Genomic DNA, 20168 nt, shown 5'->3' on the forward strand with positions numbered 1-20168 from the left:
GCCAGTAGTGTCGGGAACGGCTTAAGTCGCGGGGGTTTCGCCACTCTTGGGCTCAGCACTTGGCAGCTCGGCGCTGTGCTTACGCTTGTTGCCCATGCGCACGCCGATGTCCATCAGGAACTGGAAGAAGCCTTCCTGATCTTCCAGCACATTGCTCCAAAACGGCGAGTGGTACAGCGCCACGGCGCCATGCACCAAGGCCCAGGCAGCGCAGTAGTGGAAATACGGTGGCACGTCTTCAAGCTTGCCTTCGCTGATGCGGCCTTTGATCAACAGAGTCAGGCGCTCGAAGTTCGAGGCGCGGATCTTGTGCAGCTCCTCGACCATTTCCGGCACCTGATGGCCCTTGACCACCTTCTCTTCCAGGCGATCGAACAGGCGGTAACGCTGCGGGTCACGCATGCGGAACTCGAAGTAGGCCCGGGACAGGGCTTCCTTGTCCTTGTCGACATCGGCCGAATGCAGCAGCTCGTTCAAGTCGCGCTCGTAGTCGAGCATCAGGCGCAGGTAGATCTCGGCCTTAGATTTGAAATGCTTGTAGATCGTGCCTTTGCCGATACCCACGGCATCCGCAATCATCTCGACGGTGACGCTGTCTTCACCTTGTTCGAGGAACAACTTGAGTGCGGTGTCGAGAATTTCCTGCTCACGGCGGCGAAACTCACGGACCTTACGGGGTTCTTTTTGCATGAGGGAGAGGTCTGCAGAGGTGAATATTAGGAGGGTTGTGCATGGCCACGGCTACATGACGATACGATTTACCCAGTACGAGGGATTATCCCGACTGAACAGTCGTTGGGCAACGTCTATGTGAACCCGTCACGCACTTTAGCTTCAGCACGCCAACGATTTCATTGATATCAGTCAGAAACGAGACGTGCCCAAGGGCGCCGTGCACCTGCTCAATGAGAACTCAAGCGAAGCGCGCGTATTCCAAATCTGTTTAAAAAACGATCAGATGCGACTGGACTGAACGGGATACTGATCAATACTTGAACTGTCGACGTGACATCTCCCCCAAGTGACGCGTCGACCTGGGTACCGACGGACTGCGTACTCTTGTTTTACTCCTAATGGTCTTAGCCCGGATTCCCCCCCCAGAACCCGGGTTTTTTTTGCCTGCGATTAGGCCTTATCAGCCGGCAACGTGGGCGAGCGGGAACAGGCGCTTGAAGTTCTCGGTGGTCTGCTCGGCAAAGCGCTCGTAGGATTCGCCGCGCAGCATCGCCAGGTAATCCGCCACGTCCCGCACGTATTCCGGCAGGTTCGGCTTGCCACGATGGGGGATGGGCGCCAGGTACGGCGAATCGGTTTCCACCAGCAGGCGGTCGGCCGGCACCTGGCGCGCCACGTCACGCAGGGCGTCGGCGTTGCGGAAGGTGACGATACCCGACAGGGAAATGTAGAAGCCCAGGTCCAGCGCGGCCTTGGCCATGTCCCAGTCTTCGGTGAAGCAGTGCAGCACGCCAGCCTGTGGCAATGCGGCTTCGCGCAGCAGCGTGAGCGTGTCGGCGCGGGCGCCCCGGGTGTGGACAATCACCGGCTTGCCGGTTTGCTGGGCGGCTTGCAGGTGCAGGCGGAAGGATGCCTGCTGCAATTGGGCGGCTTCGGGCTCGTAGTGGTAATCCAGGCCGGTTTCGCCAATCGCCACCACGCGTGGGTGGTTGAGTTCACCCAGTAGCCAATCCAGGGCCGGCGCTTCACCGGGTTTGAGATCCAGCGGGTGGATGCCCACCGAACAATCGACATCGGCATAACGATCAGCCAGCGCTTTGACGTCGGCGGCGTTCTCGGCGCTCACGCCGATGCACAGGAAGTGCCCTACTCCACGCTGGCGCGCCGCTTCAAGGGCAGCGTCAAGGGAGCCACCGTGCTGGGCAAGGTCGAGGCGATCAAGGTGGCAATGGGAATCTACGAGCATAGGAAGTTACAACTTAGTCCGGTAAAGGTGAGCCACGGAACGTGTCTGGCCAACGATACAACCGTCGGCCACGGAAATTAACGCCGGCCGAGCAAGCCGACCCACTGCACCAGCAATGCTTCGAGCAACAGCACGCGGTTGAGGTTGGCTTTGCCCAGGACCTTCTGGCGCTGGGCCAGAATCCAGTCCTGGATGTTCAGCACTTTGTCTTGCGCGCTTTTCTGCGCGAGGTACTGCACCACCTTACGCATGTCCGGCAGGCCCAGGCCGCTTTCATCCTGGGTCAACTGGTAGCGCAGGATCAGGCTCGACCAGTCACAGAACCAGTCAAACAGCAGCAGCAACGGAATATCCTTCCAGGCGCTTTCGGCCAGTTGTGTCGCGGACAACTCCTGCTTGAGCAGCTTTTTCACGCCATCCACGACCAAAGCCCGTTGCTCGCGCACGCCTTGGGCTTGCAGCTTCACGGCCGCGAGCGGTGAACCTGCGGCCAGGATCAGCAGTTCAACCCGTTCGTCTTCGGAGCACTCCGGCAGCGCCTGCGCCAGCCACTGCAAGCTCATGGCTTCGCTAGGCAACGGGCAAGCCTGCTGCACGCAGCGGCTGCGAATGGTCGGTAACAAGCGGCTGGACTGGTGGCTGACCAGCAACAGCACGGTATCGCCCGACGGTTCTTCGAGGCTTTTGAGCAAGGCGTTGGCGGCATTGATGTTCATCGCCTCCACCGGCTCGATCAGCACCACCTTGCGCCCGCCCATCTGCGCGGTCTGCACCACAAAGCTGACGAGGTCACGCACCTGGTCGACCTTGATCGCCTTGTCGGCTTCCTCGGGTTCCAGCAGGTAGTTATCAGGGTGGCTGCCGGCCTTGAGCAGCAGGCAGGATTTGCAAGCACCGCAGGCTTCCAGACTGACCGGGCGCTGGCACAGCAGGCTGGCCATCAAGCGCTCGGCCAAGGCACGCTTGCCGATACCCGCCGGCCCATGCAGCAGATAGGCGTGGGCGTGCTGAGCACGGCCGGCCAGTTGCTGCCAGAGGCTGTCCTGCCACGGATAGGCTTCAGCCACGGGCACGCTCCAGCAGAGTCGGCAATAGGGCGTCGATGGCCTGCTGTACCTGCGTCAGGGGCTGGGACGCGTCCAACCGGTGATAACGCGCAGGCTCAGCCTCGGCACGCTGGAGGAACGCAGTGCGCACGGCGTCGAAGAAGACTTGGCCTTCCAGTTCGAAACGGTCCAGGCGCCCCCGGGCACTGGCGCGAGCCATGCCCACTTCCACCGGCAGATCGAACAACAGCGTCAGGTCAGGGCGCAATTCGCCCTGGACGAACGTTTCCAAGGTGGCGATGCGCGCCAGGGACAAGCCGCGGCCACCGCCTTGGTAGGCGTAGGTCGAATCGGTAAAACGGTCACAGATCACCACGGCGCCACGTGCCAGGGCTGGGCGGATCACTTCGGCCAGGTGCTGGGCGCGGGCGGCAAACACCAGCAGCAGCTCGGTGTCCGGGTTCATCTGTTCTTCACCTGGGGCCAGCAGCACTTCACGGATGCGCTCGGCCAGCGGCGTGCCGCCGGGCTCACGGGTCAACACCACCTCGACGCCCTGCGAACGCAAGCGCTCGGCCAGGTAATCGCGGTTGGTGCTTTTGCCGGCGCCTTCCGGGCCTTCCAGGGTAATAAACAAGCCAGTCACAGGCGGTCCTTAGTCAGAGTCATTGCGGGCTTTGCGGCGCGGCGGTGTCCCGCGCAGGCTCGGCGGGCGTTTCACCCGGTGCTTGCGCCGGTGCATCAGCAGGGGGCGACGCGTCCCGGGGTTTCACCGGTGCTTGCGCCGGTGCATCAGCAGGGGGCGACGCGTCTTCCGGTGGTTTCACCACTGGCGCCGGGCTGGAACGGTAATCGGCGCGGCGCTTGAGCTGAAACTCACGCACGGCGGCATTATGCGCATCCAGGTCATCGGAGAAAATATGGCTGCCATCGCCACGGGCGACGAAATACAGGCTGCTGCCCGGCACCGGGTTCAACGCGGCATGGATCGCCTCGCGGCCGACCATCGCGATCGGCGTCGGCGGCAAGCCGGCAACCATGTAGGTGTTGTAGGGGTTGGCTTCCTTGAGGTGCGCACGGGTCAGCTTGCCGTTGTAGCGTTCACCCAAGCCGTAGATCACCGTTGGGTCGGTTTGCAGCAGCATGCCGATCTTCATCCGCCGCACAAAGACGCCCGCGATCTGCCCGCGCTCTTGCGGCACGCCGGTCTCTTTCTCGACCAGGGAAGCCATGATCAGCGCTTGGTAAGGGTCGGTGTAGGGCGCATCAGCGGCGCGCTTGCTCCACTCTTGAGCGAGCACATCGTCCAGGCGGTTGTAGGCTTTTTTCAGGAATTCGACGTCGGTCATGCCGCGCACGAAGCGGTAGGTATCAGGAAAGAACCGCCCTTCGGGGAACACGCCAGGGTGGCCGAGCTTATCCATCACTTCGCTGTCGCTCAGGCCAGACAGGGTCTGCACGATCTTTTCATGCTTGGCCAGGGCCGATCGCACTTGGCGGAAGTTCCAGCCCTCCACCAACGTCAGGCTGTATTGCACCACTTCGCCGCGCTGCCACAGGCCGATCAGGCCTTCGGCGGTGAGGCCGGGGGTCATGCGGTATTCGCCGCTGTGCAGCGGCTGGCCGTCGAGGTTGAAACGCCAGTACAGGCGCAACCAGAAGGCATCATCAAGCACGCCTTCGGCTTCGAGGCGATTGAAAGTCCCCGTCGGGGTCGACCCCGCCGGTACATCGAGCAATTGTTCCTGGGTCAGATTCAGGGGCTGCTTCAAGGCAGAGTCAAGCTTCCAGGCCGAGAAGCCCAGCAGCAAGCCTGCCGAGACCAGGCCGATCTGCAGCAGTAAAACCAGTTTTCGTATCAACTCAAATATCCAATAGCGCGCGAACAATGGCCTGCAGTTTACGGGTGAGCGGCCCAACCGGCCAGCTCATCGCAGCACAGCCACGCACCGGCCAAATGCCATAGACGCTGTTGCAAACAAAAACCTCGTCGGCCTGCTGCAACTGCTCAAGGCTAATGTCGGCCACGTCCAGCGGCATGCCAAGTGCTTGAGCCTGGGCCAGAATCTCGGCGCGCATGACTCCGGCGACCCCGCAACGATTCAGATCGGCGGTCGTTAACACGCCGTTGCGCACCAGGAACAGGTTGCTGAACACGCCCTCGATGACGCGCCCGGACATATCCAGCATCAATCCTTCGGCGTGCTCAACGTCCTGCCACTCGGCGCGGGCGATCACTTGTTCCAGGCGATTAAGGTGCTTGAGACCGGCGAGCAACGGCTGCTCGGCCAAGCGGGTGGCGCACGGAAACAGGCGGATGCCGTCGGTTCCATACGCGGGGGGATAAGTAGCGGGCGGATTGCCCTGCAAGAGACGGCGCACCGGGGCGCCTGGGTTGATGCCATAACCGCGCAAGCTGTCGCCGCGGGTGAGGATCAATTTGAGAACACCGTCGCCAAGGGCGGCGGCATACGCCAGCACTTCGTTACGGACAAGCTTTGGGTCCGTAACCAAGGCTAGGCGCCTGCAACCCTCGTCAAGGCGTTGCAGGTGACGGTCGAGCAGCACAGGCTGCCCGGCCTTGACGGCGATGGTTTCAAACACCCCATCACCGTACGCCAGGCCGCGATCTTTCAGGGGCACGTTGTCCGCTGGCTGACCGTCGACCCAGCTGTGCATCACTGCGTGAACCGGCGGAACACCAGGGAACCGTTGGTGCCACCAAAACCGAACGAGTTGGAGATCACCACGTCGATCGGCATCGGCTGCGCTTCGTGAGGCACGAAGTTCAGGTCGCAGCCTTCGTCCGGCTCATCAAGGTTGATGGTCGGCGGAGCGACCTGATCCTTGATGGCCATCACACTGAAGATTGCCTCGACCGCGCCCGCCGCACCCAACAGGTGGCCGGTCATGGACTTGGTGGAGCTGACCGCCAGCTTATAGGCGTGCTCACCGAACACCGACTTGATGGCTTCGGCTTCCGCCAGGTCGCCGGTCATGGTCGAGGTGCCGTGGGCGTTGATGTACTGCACCTGGTCGGCGTTGACCTTCGCATCGCGCAAGGCGTTGGTGATGCAACGCGCAGCACCGGCACCGTCGGACGGTGGCGAGGTCATGTGGTAGGCATCACCGCTCATGCCAAAGCCGATCAGCTCCGCGTAGATCGTGGCACCACGCGCCTTGGCGTGCTCCAACTCTTCCAGTACCAGCGCACCGGCGCCGTCGGACAGTACAAAGCCGTCACGGCCCTTGTCCCACGGACGACTGGCACGGGTCGGCTCGTCGTTGCGCGTCGACAGCGCACGGGACGCGCCGAAGCCGCCCATGCCCAGGCCGCAGGCGGCCATCTCGGCACCACCGGCGATCATCACGTCAGCTTCGTCATAGGCGATGTTGCGTGCTGCCATGCCGATGCAGTGCGTACCCGTGGTGCACGCCGTCGCAATGGCGTAGTTAGGCCCCTGTGCACCGAGGTGGATGGACAGGAAACCGGAAATCATATTGATGATCGAGCCCGGGACGAAGAACGGTGAAATTCGACGGGGGCCGGAATCGTGCAGCGTGCGGCTGGTTTCTTCGATATTGGTCAAACCGCCAATACCCGAACCCATGGCCACGCCGATGCGCTCACGGTTGGCGTCGGTGACTTCCAGGCCGGCATTACGCACCGCCTGAAAACCGGCGGCCAGGCCGTATTGAATGAACAGGTCGAGTTTGCGGGACTCTTTGATCGAGAGATATTCCTCGACATTGAAGCCCTTTACCGAGCCGCCAAAACGGGTGGAATAGGCAGAAAGGTCCGTGTGTTCGATCAGACCGATACCACTGCGGCCAGCCAGAATGCCCTGCCAACTGCTTGGCACATCCGTACCCAGTGGCGACAACATACCCATACCGGTGACTACGACGCGTCTACGCGACACAGCACTCTCCTTTTTCTTGATGACGACACTTCGCTAGCGCTCACGCTTCATCAGAGCAAAAGTCTCATCAGAGCTAAAGAAAAAACCGCACGCCGTTACAGCAGTGCGGTTTTTCCCTAACAGCAAGCGACGACTACAAACTATTACGCCTGGTGGTTCGTAACGTAGTCGATAGCAGCTTGAACAGTAGTGATTTTTTCAGCTTCTTCGTCCGGGATTTCGGTCTCGAATTCCTCTTCCAGAGCCATCACCAGCTCAACGGTGTCAAGGGAATCGGCACCCAGGTCTTCTACGAAGGAAGCAGTGTTGGTCACTTCTTCTTCTTTGACGCCCAGTTGCTCGGCAACGATTTTCTTGACGCGCTCTTCGATGGTGCTCATACCTTGTTTAACTCCTAATGGACAAATTCAGGCAGCTGGCCAGTGGGTAAGTGTATAGAAAGCCATTTCAGCTTTTCAACTGAAAGCTTCACCCTGTACCCGGTCCGCCACCTGCCTATAAATTAAGTTGCAGCTTTATAACGGATTTTAGACAGCTCGTATGACATTTTTTTGAAGCGATCCGTCACAATTTAACTCATGTACATCCCGCCGTTCACCGGGATTGTAGCCCCAGTCACGTATGCCGCACCGTCGGATGCCAGGAAAGTGACCACATTTGCGATCTCTTGAGCCTGGCCCAGACGGCCCAGCGGAATCTGCGTCAGCAGCGCTTCACGCTGTGCTTCGGGCAGTTCGCGGGTCATATCAGTGTCGATGAACCCTGGGGCCACCGAGTTGACCGTAATCGACCGCGAGCCGACTTCACGGGCCAATGCACGGCTGAAACCTTCCAGACCGGCTTTAGCCGCCGCGTAGTTTACTTGGCCTGCGTTGCCCATGGCACCCACTACGGAGCCAATATTGATAATTCGACCCCAACGCGCCTTGGTCATGCCACGCAAAACACCCTTGGACAGGCGAAACAGACTGTTCAAGTTGGTATCGACCACGTCGTACCACTCGTCGTCTTTCATGCGCATCATCAGGTTGTCGCGGGTAATACCGGCGTTGTTCACCAGAATAGCCGGCGCGCCGAACTGTGCAGTGATTTCAGCCAGGACAGCGGCAACCGACTCATCGCTGGTCACGTTCAGCTCAAGGCCGGTGCCCTGAACGCCGTTTTCCTTCAAGGTGGCGGCGATACGCTCGGCACCCGAGGCGGACGTGGCAGTGCCGATAACAACGGCGCCCTGACGGCCCAGTTCCAGGGCGATCGCCTGGCCAATGCCACGGCTGGCGCCGGTAACCAGTGCAACTTTACCTTGCAGACTCATGCAGGCTTCTCCTAAGTTCGGGGATCAGGGATTCAGGCCAGTGCCGCGCGAGCGGCAGCAAAGGCATCCGGGGTATTGAGGTTGGCAGTCGACACGCCGTCGGCGCAGCGCTTGTTCAAGCCAGCCAGGACTTTGCCCGGGCCACACTCGACAAGCGTGGTAGCGCCATTGGCGGCCAGGGTCTGCACTGACTCAACCCAGCGCACAGGCTTGTAGAGTTGCTCGAGCAGGTCGCGCTTGAGGGTGTCGAGGTCGGCGGCAACGGCCGCGCTGACGTTCTGCACCAGCGGGATCTGCGGCACCTGCCAGTTGATGGCGGCGATGGACTCGGCAAAACGCTCAGCGGCCGGGCGCATCAGCTCGCAGTGGGACGGCACGCTGACCGGCAATGGCAGGGCGCGCTTGGCGCCACGGGCCTTGCAGCCTTCGATGGCACGTTCAACCGCCGCCTTGGCACCGGCGATCACCACCTGGCCAGGGGAGTTGAAATTCACCGCGCTGACCACTTCGCCTTGGGCCGCTTCGGCGCAAGCTTCGATCACCACAGCATCGTCCAGGCCCAAGATAGCGGCCATGCCGCCCTGCCCGGCCGGCACGGCTTCCTGCATCAGTTGGCCACGACGCTCGACCAGCTTGACCGCTTCACCCAAGGTCAGGCTGCCTGCGGCCACCAGGGCGCTGTATTCGCCCAAGCTGTGACCGGCCACGTAAGCCGGGCGCGCGCCGCCTTCGGCCAGCCACAAGCGCCACAGGGCGATCGAAGCGGTCAGGATGGCCGGCTGAGTTTTATCGGTTTGATTGAGTTGCTCTTCCGGCCCCTGCTGGGTCAGCGCCCATAGGTCGTAACCCAGGGCATCGGAAGCTTCCTTGAAAGTTTCCAGGATCAGCGGATGTTGCGCGCCCAGCTCGGCCAACATGCCGAGGGACTGCGAACCCTGCCCTGGAAAGACGAATGCGAGGGATGTAGACATGTAACAAGCCCCTAATGATCTGGTCGTCAAAAATGCGCACTCCCGATTTTGAGAGAAAACAGATTGGATGGTCAATTGAACTGGCCGGTCACATTTAAGCACTCCCGGGCCGATTCGCCTAAGGCAACAAGTCCTCAAGACGGCCGTGCAAGCGTTGCGGCAGGTTTTCCTGGATCTCGATCAACGCCCGCGCAATCGCACTTTGAAAGCCTTGCACGCCCGCCGAACCGTGGCTTTTAACGACAATGCCCTGCAACCCCAGAAAGCTCGCACCGTTGTGCCGCGCCGGCGCCAGGTCAGCCTGCAAGCGACGCATCAACGGCAGCGCCAGGGCGCCGACCAGGCGTGAGGCCAGGTTCTGCTTGAACAAGGCCTCGATACGCGTGGCAATCATGGTCGCCAGGCCTTCGCTGGACTTGAGCAGGATATTGCCGACAAACCCGTCGCACACCACCACATCGGCTTCGCCCCGGTACAAGCCGTCACCTTCGACAAAGCCGATGTAGTTCAAGCCCCGCGCACCTTGCAACAAGGTGGCGGCGAGCTTGACCTGCTGGTTGCCCTTAATGTCCTCAGTGCCGATATTCAGCAACGCCACCCGCGGTCGGTTCACGCCCAGCGCCTCGGCAGCCACCGAGCCCATCACGGCGAACTGAAACAAATGCTCGGCACTGCAATCGACGTTCGCGCCCAGGTCCAGCAGTTGGCAGTAGCCTTTCTGCGTAGGAATCGCCGCGACCATCGCCGGCCGATCAATACCGGGCAACGTCTTGAGCACATGCCGCGACAACGCCATCAACGCCCCGGTATTGCCCGCACTGACACAGGCTTGCACCTTGCCATCACGCAGCAACTCAAGGGCCACCCGCATTGAAGAGTCAGGCTTGCCACGCAGGGCTGTCGCCGGCTTGTCGTCCATCCTGATGGTTTCGCTGGCCGGCGTAATCGTCAGGCGCGCGCGATCCACCGCCGGATGGCTGGCAATCAGTTCTTCAAGAAGGGAGAGTTGACCGACGAGGGTCAGGTGCAGCGAGGGCGTAGCAGCCAGGCTGGCAATGCAAGCCTGAACAATGCTGCGGGGACCGAAGTCCCCGCCCATTGCGTCAATCGCGATGACTTGAGCAGACAAGTGATTACTCGTCAGCGCCCTTGTCGATCACTTTACGGCCACGGTATACGCCTTCTGGCGATACGTGGTGACGCAGGTGAATTTCACCGGTGGTTTTTTCTACAGACAGAGTGCTCGCCGTCAGGGCGTCGTGCGAACGACGCATGTCACGGGCAGAGCGGGATTTTTTGTTCTGCTGAACAGCCATAATTGATTAACTCCTAAACGTTTGGGTCACGCTTTAACTGCGCCAATACACTGAACGGGTTGGACCGCGTTACCTCGTCCTCGCTCGGCTCGGCCTCGTCATCGAGACCCTCCGGCTGCTGGCATTCTTCCGGATGATGAGCAGGCACAATGGGCAAGGCGAGCAGAAGCTCTTCCTCGATCAGTGCATGCAGATCCAAAGGATCTTCGCCCAGTTCCAGCACGTCATAACCTTTCGGCAACGACTGGGTATTCGCACCCTCCTTCACCACAGCGTAACTGCATTCGCTGTGAATCGGCAGGGTGACCAGCTCAAGACAACGCTGGCAAACCATTTTGACTTCGGTGTCGATAAAACTGTGGATTACCACAGACTTACGTTCATCTCGTTCAAAAACGAATTTGGCCTGCACCGTACCGACAGTGTCGGAAAGCGGGTCGCAGAGTCTCTCCAAATCGGCCAGCAGCAATTCACCTTGAAGGGAAGTGCCACGATCTGCCAATTTGCGCGGGTCAACGTGAGGTGGAATCGGGTCATTCAACATAGGCGCAGCATTATAGGGATGCACCCAGCCATGTCAAAGGAAATTCAGCCCTGTGCGTCAGCGGGTCGCCTCGCTAGAATCTCCAACTGCCTTAAGGAGACGCCCATGCTGCCTTTATTACTCGCATCCAGCTCGGTTTACCGCCGGGAATTGCTGAGCCGCCTGCACCTGCCGTTCATCTGCAGCTCGCCGGACATCGACGAAAGCCACCGCGAAAATGAGTCCGCCATCGAGCTGGTCAAACGCCTGGCCGAAGAGAAAGCCCGCGCCCTTGCCCACAGCCATCCAAGGCATCTGATTATTGGCTCGGACCAGGTGGCCGCGCTCGACGGCCGGATCATCGGCAAGCCCCACACCTTCGAAAATGCCCGCGAACAATTGTTGGCAGCCAGCGGCAAGCGCGTGACCTTCCTCACCGGCCTGGCACTGCTTAACAGCGAGACCGGGCACTGCCAGGTCGACTGCGTGCCGTTTACGGTACACATGCGCGTATTGGACGTGGAGCGCATTGAGCGCTACCTGCGCGCCGAGCAGCCTTATGACTGTGCCGGCAGCTTCAAGGCTGAAGGGCTGGGCGTGAGCCTGTTTCAGAGCACTGAAGGGCCGGATGCCACCAGCCTCATAGGCTTACCACTGATTCGCCTAGTGGATATGTTGCTGGCTGAAGGCGTGCAGATCCCTTAAACCCACCACAAAACCAAATGTGGGAGCTGGCCTGCCTGCGATAGCGCTCGGCCAGCCGCTATAAATGCCAGCTGACAAACCGCTATCGCGGGCAAGCCCGCTCCCACACTTGAAACTCTGCGCCTGCTGGATCTCAGCGCAAGGTCGGGCCCTGAAAGCCCATGTACAGGGCCAATTTCTCCGCCACGCTGGCGCCAAGCTTCTTGGAGAAGCGATCAAACGGCGACTCCTCAACCGAGAAATCCACCAATTCTTTCTCGCCAATCACATCCCGCGCCACCGAACTGGCACTGCCCAGGCCATCAATCAAACCCAGCGGCAACGCCTGCTCGCCCGACCACACCAGACCGGAGAACAACTCCGGATGGTCTTTGTCCTTCAGACGATCGCCGCGCCCCTGCTTCACGCTGGCGATGAACTGACGATGGGTGGTATCGAGTACGCCCTGCCAAAACTGGGTTTCATCAGCCTTTTGCGGCTGGAACGGGTCGAGGAAGGACTTGTGCTCGCCCGAGGTGTAGGTGCGACGCTCCACACCGAGCTTCTCCATGGTGCCGACAAAGCCGTAACCGGCCGCCGTCACACCGATGGAGCCAACCAGGCTGGCCTTATCGGCATAGATCTGGTCAGCGGCGCTGGCGATGTAATAGGCACCTGAGGCGCCGAGGTCGGAAATCACCGCGTAAAGCTTGGTATCCGGATGCAATGCGCGCAGACGGCGAATCTCGTCATACACATAGCCCGACTGCACAGGGCTGCCACCCGGGCTGTTGATACGCAGAATAACGCCTTTGACCTTGGGGTCTTCAAACGCGGCGCGCAGGCTGCTGACGATATTGTCGGCACTGGCGGACTCCTTGTCGGCAATCACCCCGCGCACTTCGATCAAGGCGGTGTAGTTGCTGCCACGGGTGGCGCTTTTTTCCATGTCCATCAGCGGGCTGAACAGCGCCAGCATGCCGAGCAGGTAAACAAAGGTCAGCAGCTTGAAGAAAATCCCCCAACGCCGCGAACGACGCTGCTCCTGGACGCCGGCCAGGAGAGTCTTCTCCAGCAGCTTCCAGCTTTTGTCATCACCGCTCTCGGCCTTTTCGGGCGCTTTCCACTCGTCACTCATGCCATTAACCCCAGCAAAGACTTATTGGGCCCGGCTTAGCCAGGCCTGCAGTTCAGAAAAATGATCAATCGTCAGCCTCGGCTCGTACTGCTGCAAGGCCTCGGCAGCCTGGGCGCCGTAGCTGACCGCGACACTGTCCATGCCGGCGTTGCGCGCCATCATCAGGTCAAAGGAGGCGTCGCCCACCATCAAGGCCTGGCGCGGCGCTACGCCGCAGTGCGCCAGGATCTGCTCCAGCATCAGAGGATGGGGTTTGCTGGCGGTTTCATCCGCTGCACGGGTGATGTCGAAATAATCTTCATAACCGTGAGCCTTCAGCACCCGGTCCAGCCCGCGACGGGCCTTACCGGTGGCCACGGCCAGGTGATAACCCTCGGCGCGGAACGCTTCCAGCGACTGCACTACACCGTCGAATAACGGCGAAGGTGTGGCCTCCAGCGCAATGTAGTGGTCAGCGTAATGGTCACGAAAGGTCACCAGTTCAGCGTCGCTGATCTGGGGGTACAAGGTACGTATCGCCTCAGGCAAGCCCAGGCCGATAATGCCTTTCACCGCCAGATCAGTGCACAACGCGAAGCCCGACCGGGTCGAGGCGACATGCATTGATTCAACGATCCGACCAATGGAATCACACAGGGTGCCGTCCCAGTCGAAGATCAGCAGCTTGTAATCAAGGTGCGACACTCAATCGCTCCACGGTCTTGGCCCACATCTCATCGACCGGCGCCTGCAGTTTCAACTCACCGCCATCCGGCAGTGGAACCGTCAGCATGTAGGCATGCAGGAACAGGCGCTTGCCGCCCAGGTCGCGGATTTCCTTGGAGAAATCCTCGTCACCGTATTTGGTATCGCCAGCAATGCAGTGGCCTGCGTGCAAGGTGTGCACGCGAATCTGGTGGGTGCGGCCGGTCACCGGCTTGGCCTCGACCAGGGTGGCGAAATCGCCGAAGCGGCGCAGCACCTTGAACAGGGTCAGGGCTTCTTTGCCCTCCTCGTCCACTTCGACCATGCGTTCGCCGGAGCGCAGGTTGCTCTTCTGCAACGGCGCGCGAACGCTCTTGATCGAACTGGCCCAGTTGCCACGCACCAGCGCCATGTAGCGTTTGTCCACACCATCGCCACGCAGGGCGGTGTGCAGGTGACGCAACATGCTGCGCTTCTTGGCGATCATCAGCAGGCCGGAAGTGTCGCGGTCCAGGCGGTGGACCAGCTCCAGTTCCTTGGCATCCGGGCGCAACTGGCGGAAGGCTTCGATCACGCCGAACGTCAGGCCGCTGCCGCCGTGAACGGCAATGCCGCACGGCTTGTTGATCACGATCAGCTTGTTGTCTTCGAAGACAATCGAGGCTTCAAGGCGCTGCAACAGGCCTTGGGCCAGCGGCACGGGCTCGTCACGCTCAGGCACGCGCACCGGCGGCACGCGAACGATATCGCCCGCCTGCAGCTTGTACTCGGGCTTGATCCGGCCCTTGTTCACGCGCACTTCGCCTTTACGCAAGATGCGGTAAATCAGGGTCTTGGGCACGCCTTTGAGCCTGGCCAGGAGAAAATTGTCGATGCGTTGGCCGGCATATTCCGGCGAGACCTCGAGCAGCTGGACGCTGGGGGTCTGGGGGGCGGTAGTCGTCATGGCGGCGATGATAACAATTTTTTATGGAATTGAAGCACTTAATCATTGCTGCTATAGTCGCGAACGCCGCCAAAAGCGGCCTGGACAGAGGACTTGCGGCAAACTGCCGGCCCTGACCATCGCAATTCATCAGGACGCGAGGCCGTCCTACGGGGCTTTCGCCATCGTGAAAGGCTCGAGATTGTAACAAGCGCAGGTGACATGAGGCCTGAAGCGAGTGCAGAAAGCAGAGTGAATACTCGCGTTCTGCGCCGATATTTACGGCCAGTTCACAAAGTGCAGTCAGTCTTGAGCCAGACCATGGCGAATGCTTCGGAAACAACGCCTGTTAAGAGCTGAGTGAGAGCGCAGTCGCCCACACCTAGTCTTGTTTAGCCATGAGCGTGGACTCCCCATTGGAGAACACGGTAAATGCCAACCCGCTGCGGATTCTGCGCGCGGCAGCACCCGAATTATCAGGGATACGTGTAGGGTGGAGATGCACAACCGTCGGACCGTGTAGCACTAGGCTTATATTTAGACGCTTCATCTCGTCCACAGTCGCCGGTTGATTCCTCCTCCTGACCTTAGCTTTTGTTGAAGTGGTGCCTTTGTCACCACCGCTAACAAGCAGGACGCGTCCGTCGCGATACCGGCCCAATTGGCTCGTTATTGCTGGACACTGGAGTGGCCAACCACTCTTGACGCACCTGACACCGACCGTGAGAAGTCGTGTGTGCCGAACGCCGTTTCCGGCAGCCCGGAAACCGACGGTACAACATGAAAAGAATGCTGATTAACGCAACTCAACCCGAAGAGTTGCGTGTTGCACTGGTAGATGGCCAACGCCTCTACGACCTGGACATCGAATCCGGTGCACGCGAGCAAAAGAAGGCCAACATCTATAAAGGCCGTATTACTCGCATCGAACCGAGCCTTGAGGCTGCCTTTGTCGATTTCGGCTCCGAGCGCCACGGCTTCCTGCCCCTCAAAGAAATCTCCCGCGAATACTTCAAGAAAGCCCCTGAAGGCCGCGTGAACATCAAAGACGTCCTGAGCGAAGGCCAGGAAGTTATCGTTCAGGTCGAAAAAGAAGAACGTGGCAACAAGGGCGCCGCCCTGACCACCTTCATCAGCCTGGCTGGCCGTTATCTGGTCCTGATGCCGAACAACCCGCGTGCCGGCGGCATCTCCCGTCGCATCGAAGGCGAAGAGCGCAACGAACTGCGTGAAGCGCTGAACGGCTTGATCGCACCGGCCGACATGGGCCTGATCGTTCGCACTGCCGGCCTTGGCCGCAGCAGCGAAGAAATGCAGTGGGACCTCGACTACCTGCTGCAACTGTGGACCGCTATCAAAGAAGCGTCCTTGGATCGTTCCGCGCCGTTCCTGATCTACCAGGAAAGCAACGTGATCATCCGCGCCATCCGCGATTACCTGCGCCAGGACATCGGCGAAGTGCTGATCGACAGCGTTGAAGCCCAGGACGAAGCCCTGACTTTCATCCGCCAGGTGATGCCGCAGTACGCCAGCAAGATCAAGCTGTACGAAGACAGCGTTCCGCTGTTCAACCGTTTCCAGATCGAAAGCCAGATCGAGACCGCCTTCCAGCGCGTGGTCGAACTGCCTTCCGGCGGCTCCATTGTGATCGACCCGACCGAAGCCCTGGTGTCCATCGACATCAACTCGGCGCGTGCGACCAAAGGCAGCGACATCGAAGAAACCGCCCTGCAGACCAACCTGGAAGCGGCTGAAGAAATCGCCCGCCAGCTGCGCCTGCGTGACATCGGCGGCCTGATCGTGATCGACTTCATCGACATGACCCCGGCCAAGAACCAGCGCGCCGTGGAAGAGAAAGTCCGCGAATGCCTGGAAGCTGACCGTGCCCGCGTACAGGTTGGCCGCATCTCGCGCTTCGGCCTGCTGGAAATGTCCCGTCAGCGCCTGCGCCCATCCTTGGGCGAGAGCAGCGGCATCGTCTGCCCGCGTTGCAACGGCACCGGTATCATCCGTGACGTTGAATCGCTGTCCCTGGCGATCCTGCGCCTGATCGAAGAAGAAGCCCTGAAAGACCGCACTGCCGAAGTCCGCGCGCAAGTGCCGATCCCGGTTGCAGCCTTCCTGCTTAACGAAAAACGCAACTCGATCACTAAGATCGAACTGCGCACCCGTGCCCGTATCGTCATCCTGCCGAACGATCACCTCGAGACGCCGCACTTCGAAGTGCAGCGCCTGCGTGATGACAGCCCGGAAGCTCACAGCGGCCAGTCCAGCTACGAAATCGCGGCTGCCGCTGCCGAAGTCGAAGAAGTCCAGCCAGCCGCCGCGACCCGCACTCTGGTTCGCCAGGAAGCCGCGGTGAAGACGGCGCCAGCTCGCGCCAACGCACCGGTGCCTGCTGAAGTCGCCGCCCCGGTTGCCGCGCCGGCCGCCCTGCCTGAGCCAAGCCTGTTCAAAGGCCTGGTGAAGTCTCTGGTTAGCCTGTTCGCAACTAAAGAAGAGCCCGCGGCTCCGGTTGTGGTTGAAAAACCAGCCACCGAGCGCCCGGCGCGCAACGAAGAGCGTCGCAACGGCCGTCAGCAAAGCCGTAACCGCAACGGTCGCCGTGACGAAGAGCGCAAGCCGCGGAAGAACGTGCCCCGTGAAGAACGTGCACCACGTGAAGAACGCGCACCTCGCGAAGCCCGTGAAGAAACCCCAACCGTAGCCCGCGAAGAACGTGCACCGCGTGAAGAGCGCGCACCACGCACTCCACGCGCACCCCGTGAAGACCGCAAGCCACGTGGCGAGCGTGAAGAACGTGTACGTGAACTGCGCGAGCCACTGGACGCAGCGCCTGCCGTAGCTGGCGAAGCTGCCAGTGAAGAACGCCCGGCTCGCCAGCCGCGTGAAGAACGCGACCCACGTGAAGAGCGCCAACCGCGCCCACCGCGTGAAGAGCGTCAACCACGCGCCGAGCAAGCAGCTGCTGCCAGCGAAGAAGACGAAGTGCTGACCGGCGAAGAGCAACTGCAGGAAGATGGCCAGGACAACGCCGAAGGCGATCGTCCACGCCGCCGCTCCCGTGGCCAGCGTCGTCGCAGCAACCGTCGCGAGCGTCAACGTGATGCCAACGGTAACGTGATCGAAGGCTCGGAAGAGACCGGCGAAAACGCAGAAGCCGCCACCACCGAACCAACTGGCACCGAATTGGCTGCCGGCCTGGCGGTAACGGCTGCCGTTGCCAGCTCGGTCATCAGCGCACCGGCTGAAGCCCAGGCGCACGAGCAAGCTGAACGCGCCACAGCTGCCGTTGAAGAAACTGTTGCGGTAGAAGCCCCAGAAGCACCGGTGGCTGAAACCCCAGTGGTAGAAGCGCCGGTTGTTGAAGCAACTACCCCAATCGAAGCCCCAGTGGTTACGGAAGTGGAAGTTGCACCGGTTCGCGAAACCCAACCAGAAGTGGAAGTGGCTGCTGTCGAGCCTGCACCGGTGGTTGAGCCTCAGCCCGTGGTTGAAGCGCCGGTTGTTGAAGAAGCCGCCCCGGCAGTGCGTGAAGTTCGCGAAGAACAGACCGCCTTCCAGTGGACTGCCGAACCAGCCGCTGCAGTTGAAGCGCCAGCCGCTGTCCCCGTGGTAGAAGAAGCGCCGGCACCGGTTGCCGAAGTGGTTGAAGCCGCTCCGGTTGTGGTTGCCGAGCCTGCGCCAGTGGTTGAAGCGCCAGTGGTTGCCGAAGTCGCCGCCCCGGTGGTCGAAGCAGCACCTGCCAGCGCCCTGACCGAAAACGGCCGCGCGCCGAACGACCCACGTGAAGTGCGTCGCCGTCGCAAGGAAGCTGAGGCAGCCGCAGCAGCTGCCGCAGCAGCACCGGCCGCTGTCGAAGTAATCGAGGCACCAGCCCCGGTTGCTGAAACAGTGGTTGAACACGCCCCAAAGGCTTTGGAAGCAGAACACGAGCCTAAACCCCTCGTCTGATTCCATCAGCCACTAAAAAGCCCCGCCTGAGTGATCAGGCGGGGCTTTTTTATGGGGCTGAACACACCGCTATATTGATTTGAAATGCACTCAACTGTGGGAGCGGGCTTGCCCGCGATGACGTCGGCCCAGCAAACATTGATGTTGACTGACCCACCGCTTTCGCAAGCTCCACATTCAGTCCACGTGGAAACTTAGCATCTGCGGTAGGTCCACATCCCAAAGCACGCCAGGATCGCTAACCTGGACCTCACTCACCGTCGCACAGGCAAATAACGGCTTGGCGCCGCGATCCCCGTTCAGCGCCATCAAGGATGGCCCAAGCGCCCGGCCAAACGCCACTGGATGCCCGTATTCACCCGCCTGCACCGGCACACGGATGCCATCTGCTGCCAGCGCATCAACCACCCTTTCGATACTAGAAGATTGGATAAACGGCATATCCCCCAACACCACCAACCAGCCATCAGACTCACCACTGGCTGCGACCGCCGCCGCAATGCTATCGCCCATCCCAACTGAGTGCAGCAGCAACACCTCACAACCGTAGGCCCGCGCCAGGCGAATCACTTCGGGCCGGTCCGGCGAGGTCACCAACCAGCGCGTTACAACACGCTCAGGTAAATTCAATAGCACCTGCTCGATCACCGGTCGCGTCACGCCATCCAAGCCTACGCAGTCGGCCAACAACTTATCCTTATCAGCCCCCGCTTCGGCACGAAAACGACTGCCCTGCCCGGCCGCCAGCACAATCGCGGTAACGGTCATTCAGCCACTACCGGCAGCGGCTTTTTCTGCGTCGGTGCCACGCCATTCTTGATGGCGACGATTTCCGCCATCAACGACAACGCAATCTCGGACGGAGTATGGCTGCCGATGTGCAAACCAATCGGCCCATGCAAACGTGCAATCGCCTCCGCCGACAAACCCAGCGCCGTCAGGTTTTCCCGGCGCTTTTGCGTATTGACCCGCGAACCGAGGGCACCGATGTAGAACGCGGTGGAATTCAACGCCGTCAGCAGCGCCATGTCATCCAGGCGTGGGTCGTGGGTCAGGCAGACGATGGCCGTGCGCTCATCCGTCTGGATATTCAAGACCGCCTCATCCGGCATGCCCGGCACAAAGCGGCCGTGTTGCTCTTCCCAGCCATAGACGAACTCTTCGCGCGGGTCACAGATCAGCACCTCGAAATCCAACAGCCGCGCCATCTCAGCCACGTAGCGCGACAGCTGCCCGGCGCCGATCAACAGTAGTCGCCAACGCGGCCCGTAAATGGCCCGCAGGCGTTCGCCGTCGAAGGTCACGACATCGGTTTTGCTCGCACCGACCAAGCTCACGCGGCCCGTGACCAGGTCCAGCTCTCGGGCGACGATTTCATGCGCTTCGCAACGCTCCAGCAATTGCGCGACCCAACGCCAGTCATCCACCCGCTCCTCTGTAAGGCGCAGAGTGCCACCGCAAGGCAAGCCAAAACGCGCCGCCTCATCGCGGGTAACGCCATAGGTCACTAACTGCACCGGCGGCCCATCCTCAGGCAAGCGGCCATCCTGCAAGCGTGCGATCAAGTCATCCTCGATGCAGCCACCGGACACTGAGCCAATCACCACGCCATCGCCACGCAAGGCCAACATCGCCCCCGGCGGACGCGGCGCGCTGCCCCAGGTCTGGACCACGCTGTAGAGCACCACGCGGTGCCCGGCACGGCGCCAGTCGAGCACGCTGCGCAAGACATTCAGATCCACACTGTCCATCAAGACTCCTGCAGCAA

20 protein-coding genes are annotated in these 20168 nt (G+C 60.8%); 2 read left to right on the forward strand and 18 right to left on the reverse strand.

Going from position 1 to position 20168, the window contains the following annotated elements; genetic code table 11:
* Positions 1 to 21 precede the first annotated feature (21 nt).
* The 13 genes from GJU48_RS18030 to GJU48_RS18090 form a co-directional block, all read right to left on the reverse strand.
* Entirely contained in the window at positions 22 to 690 is a 669-nt protein-coding gene (locus GJU48_RS18030) for a TetR/AcrR family transcriptional regulator (RefSeq protein ID WP_094952772.1), read from the reverse strand.
* A gap of 445 nt (positions 691 to 1135) precedes the next feature.
* A complete protein-coding gene (locus GJU48_RS18035) occupies positions 1136 to 1921 on the reverse strand; it encodes a TatD family hydrolase (protein WP_094952771.1) in 786 nt (261 codons plus the stop codon).
* Positions 1922 to 1998: 77 nt separating this feature from the next.
* Positions 1999 to 2988 carry a DNA polymerase III subunit delta' gene (locus tag GJU48_RS18040; protein WP_094952770.1) on the reverse strand — a complete coding sequence of 330 codons (990 nt, stop codon included), beginning with the start codon at positions 2986 to 2988 and terminating at the stop codon, positions 1999 to 2001.
* A complete protein-coding gene (tmk, locus tag GJU48_RS18045; protein ID WP_094952769.1) occupies positions 2981 to 3613 on the reverse strand; it encodes a dTMP kinase in 633 nt (210 codons plus the stop codon). Before tmk ends, GJU48_RS18040 begins: the two co-directional genes overlap by 8 nt.
* Positions 3614 to 3632: 19 nt before the next feature.
* Positions 3633 to 4829, reverse strand: coding sequence for an endolytic transglycosylase MltG (gene mltG / locus GJU48_RS18050; protein WP_155296063.1), 1197 nt, complete (start codon positions 4827 to 4829; stop codon positions 3633 to 3635).
* Between the two features lies 1 nt (position 4830).
* A complete protein-coding gene (pabC, locus tag GJU48_RS18055; protein WP_094952767.1) occupies positions 4831 to 5646 on the reverse strand; it encodes an aminodeoxychorismate lyase in 816 nt (271 codons plus the stop codon).
* Positions 5646 to 6890 (reverse strand): beta-ketoacyl-ACP synthase II, encoded by a 1245-nt coding sequence (gene fabF / locus GJU48_RS18060; protein ID WP_094952766.1) that lies wholly within the window; start codon positions 6888 to 6890, stop codon positions 5646 to 5648. The genes pabC and fabF overlap by 1 nt, the downstream gene beginning before the upstream one ends.
* 143 nt (positions 6891 to 7033) lie before the next feature.
* The gene (acpP, locus tag GJU48_RS18065) at positions 7034 to 7270 is read right to left on the reverse strand and encodes an acyl carrier protein (RefSeq protein WP_094468504.1); all 237 of its coding nucleotides are present in this window, start codon (positions 7268 to 7270) and stop codon (positions 7034 to 7036) included.
* 191 nt (positions 7271 to 7461) lie between these two features.
* Positions 7462 to 8205 carry a 3-oxoacyl-ACP reductase FabG gene (gene fabG / locus GJU48_RS18070; protein WP_015885432.1) on the reverse strand — a complete coding sequence of 248 codons (744 nt, stop codon included), beginning with the start codon at positions 8203 to 8205 and terminating at the stop codon, positions 7462 to 7464.
* A gap of 32 nt (positions 8206 to 8237) precedes the next feature.
* Positions 8238 to 9176 carry an ACP S-malonyltransferase gene (gene fabD, locus GJU48_RS18075; RefSeq protein ID WP_094952765.1) on the reverse strand — a complete coding sequence of 313 codons (939 nt, stop codon included), beginning with the start codon at positions 9174 to 9176 and terminating at the stop codon, positions 8238 to 8240.
* A 118-nt stretch (positions 9177 to 9294) separates the two neighbouring features.
* On the reverse strand, positions 9295 to 10305 hold the full coding sequence (gene plsX / locus GJU48_RS18080) for a phosphate acyltransferase PlsX (protein ID WP_094952764.1): 1011 nt from the start codon (positions 10303 to 10305) through the stop codon (positions 9295 to 9297).
* Positions 10306 to 10309: 4 nt separating this feature from the next.
* Entirely contained in the window at positions 10310 to 10492 is a 183-nt protein-coding gene (gene rpmF, locus GJU48_RS18085) for a 50S ribosomal protein L32 (protein WP_008152339.1), read from the reverse strand.
* 13 nt (positions 10493 to 10505) lie between these two features.
* Complete coding sequence (locus GJU48_RS18090) at positions 10506 to 11036, reverse strand: YceD family protein (protein ID WP_032886799.1); 531 nt, start codon at positions 11034 to 11036, stop codon at positions 10506 to 10508.
* 105 nt (positions 11037 to 11141) lie between these two features.
* On the opposite strand from GJU48_RS18090, the gene GJU48_RS18095 reads away from it, so the two are divergent.
* Positions 11142 to 11720, forward strand: coding sequence for a Maf family protein (locus GJU48_RS18095; protein ID WP_094952763.1), 579 nt, complete (start codon positions 11142 to 11144; stop codon positions 11718 to 11720).
* Positions 11721 to 11853: 133 nt separating this feature from the next.
* Here the strand turns inward: GJU48_RS18095 and GJU48_RS18100 are convergent, their stop codons facing one another.
* Genes GJU48_RS18100 through rluC form a run of 3 tightly spaced genes read right to left on the reverse strand, consistent with a single transcriptional unit; the run spans position 11854 to position 14467 of the window.
* Positions 11854 to 12837 (reverse strand): S49 family peptidase, encoded by a 984-nt coding sequence (locus GJU48_RS18100; protein ID WP_094952762.1) that lies wholly within the window; start codon positions 12835 to 12837, stop codon positions 11854 to 11856.
* A 21-nt stretch (positions 12838 to 12858) separates the two neighbouring features.
* Positions 12859 to 13521 carry an HAD-IA family hydrolase gene (locus GJU48_RS18105; RefSeq protein WP_094952761.1) on the reverse strand — a complete coding sequence of 221 codons (663 nt, stop codon included), beginning with the start codon at positions 13519 to 13521 and terminating at the stop codon, positions 12859 to 12861.
* Positions 13508 to 14467: a 23S rRNA pseudouridine(955/2504/2580) synthase RluC gene (gene rluC, locus GJU48_RS18110; protein WP_032886795.1), complete on the reverse strand. Its 960-nt coding sequence runs from the start codon at positions 14465 to 14467 to the stop codon at positions 13508 to 13510. Before rluC ends, GJU48_RS18105 begins: the two co-directional genes overlap by 14 nt.
* A 759-nt stretch (positions 14468 to 15226) precedes the next feature.
* On the opposite strand from rluC, the gene rne reads away from it, so the two are divergent.
* Positions 15227 to 18400, forward strand: coding sequence for a ribonuclease E (gene rne, locus GJU48_RS18115; RefSeq protein WP_155296064.1), 3174 nt, complete (start codon positions 15227 to 15229; stop codon positions 18398 to 18400).
* Between the two features lie 177 nt (positions 18401 to 18577).
* Here the strand turns inward: rne and GJU48_RS18120 are convergent, their stop codons facing one another.
* Together GJU48_RS18120 and GJU48_RS18125 are read right to left on the reverse strand one after the other, a co-directional pair.
* Positions 18578 to 19168: a nucleotidyltransferase family protein gene (locus tag GJU48_RS18120; protein WP_094951987.1), complete on the reverse strand. Its 591-nt coding sequence runs from the start codon at positions 19166 to 19168 to the stop codon at positions 18578 to 18580.
* Positions 19165 to 20151, reverse strand: coding sequence for an XdhC family protein (locus GJU48_RS18125; protein WP_094951986.1), 987 nt, complete (start codon positions 20149 to 20151; stop codon positions 19165 to 19167). The genes GJU48_RS18120 and GJU48_RS18125 overlap by 4 nt, the downstream gene beginning before the upstream one ends.
* Between the last annotated feature and the right edge of the window lie 17 nt (positions 20152 to 20168).

This window comes from Pseudomonas sp. IB20 (assembly GCF_009707325.1).
GTDB lineage: Bacteria > Pseudomonadota > Gammaproteobacteria > Pseudomonadales > Pseudomonadaceae > Aquipseudomonas.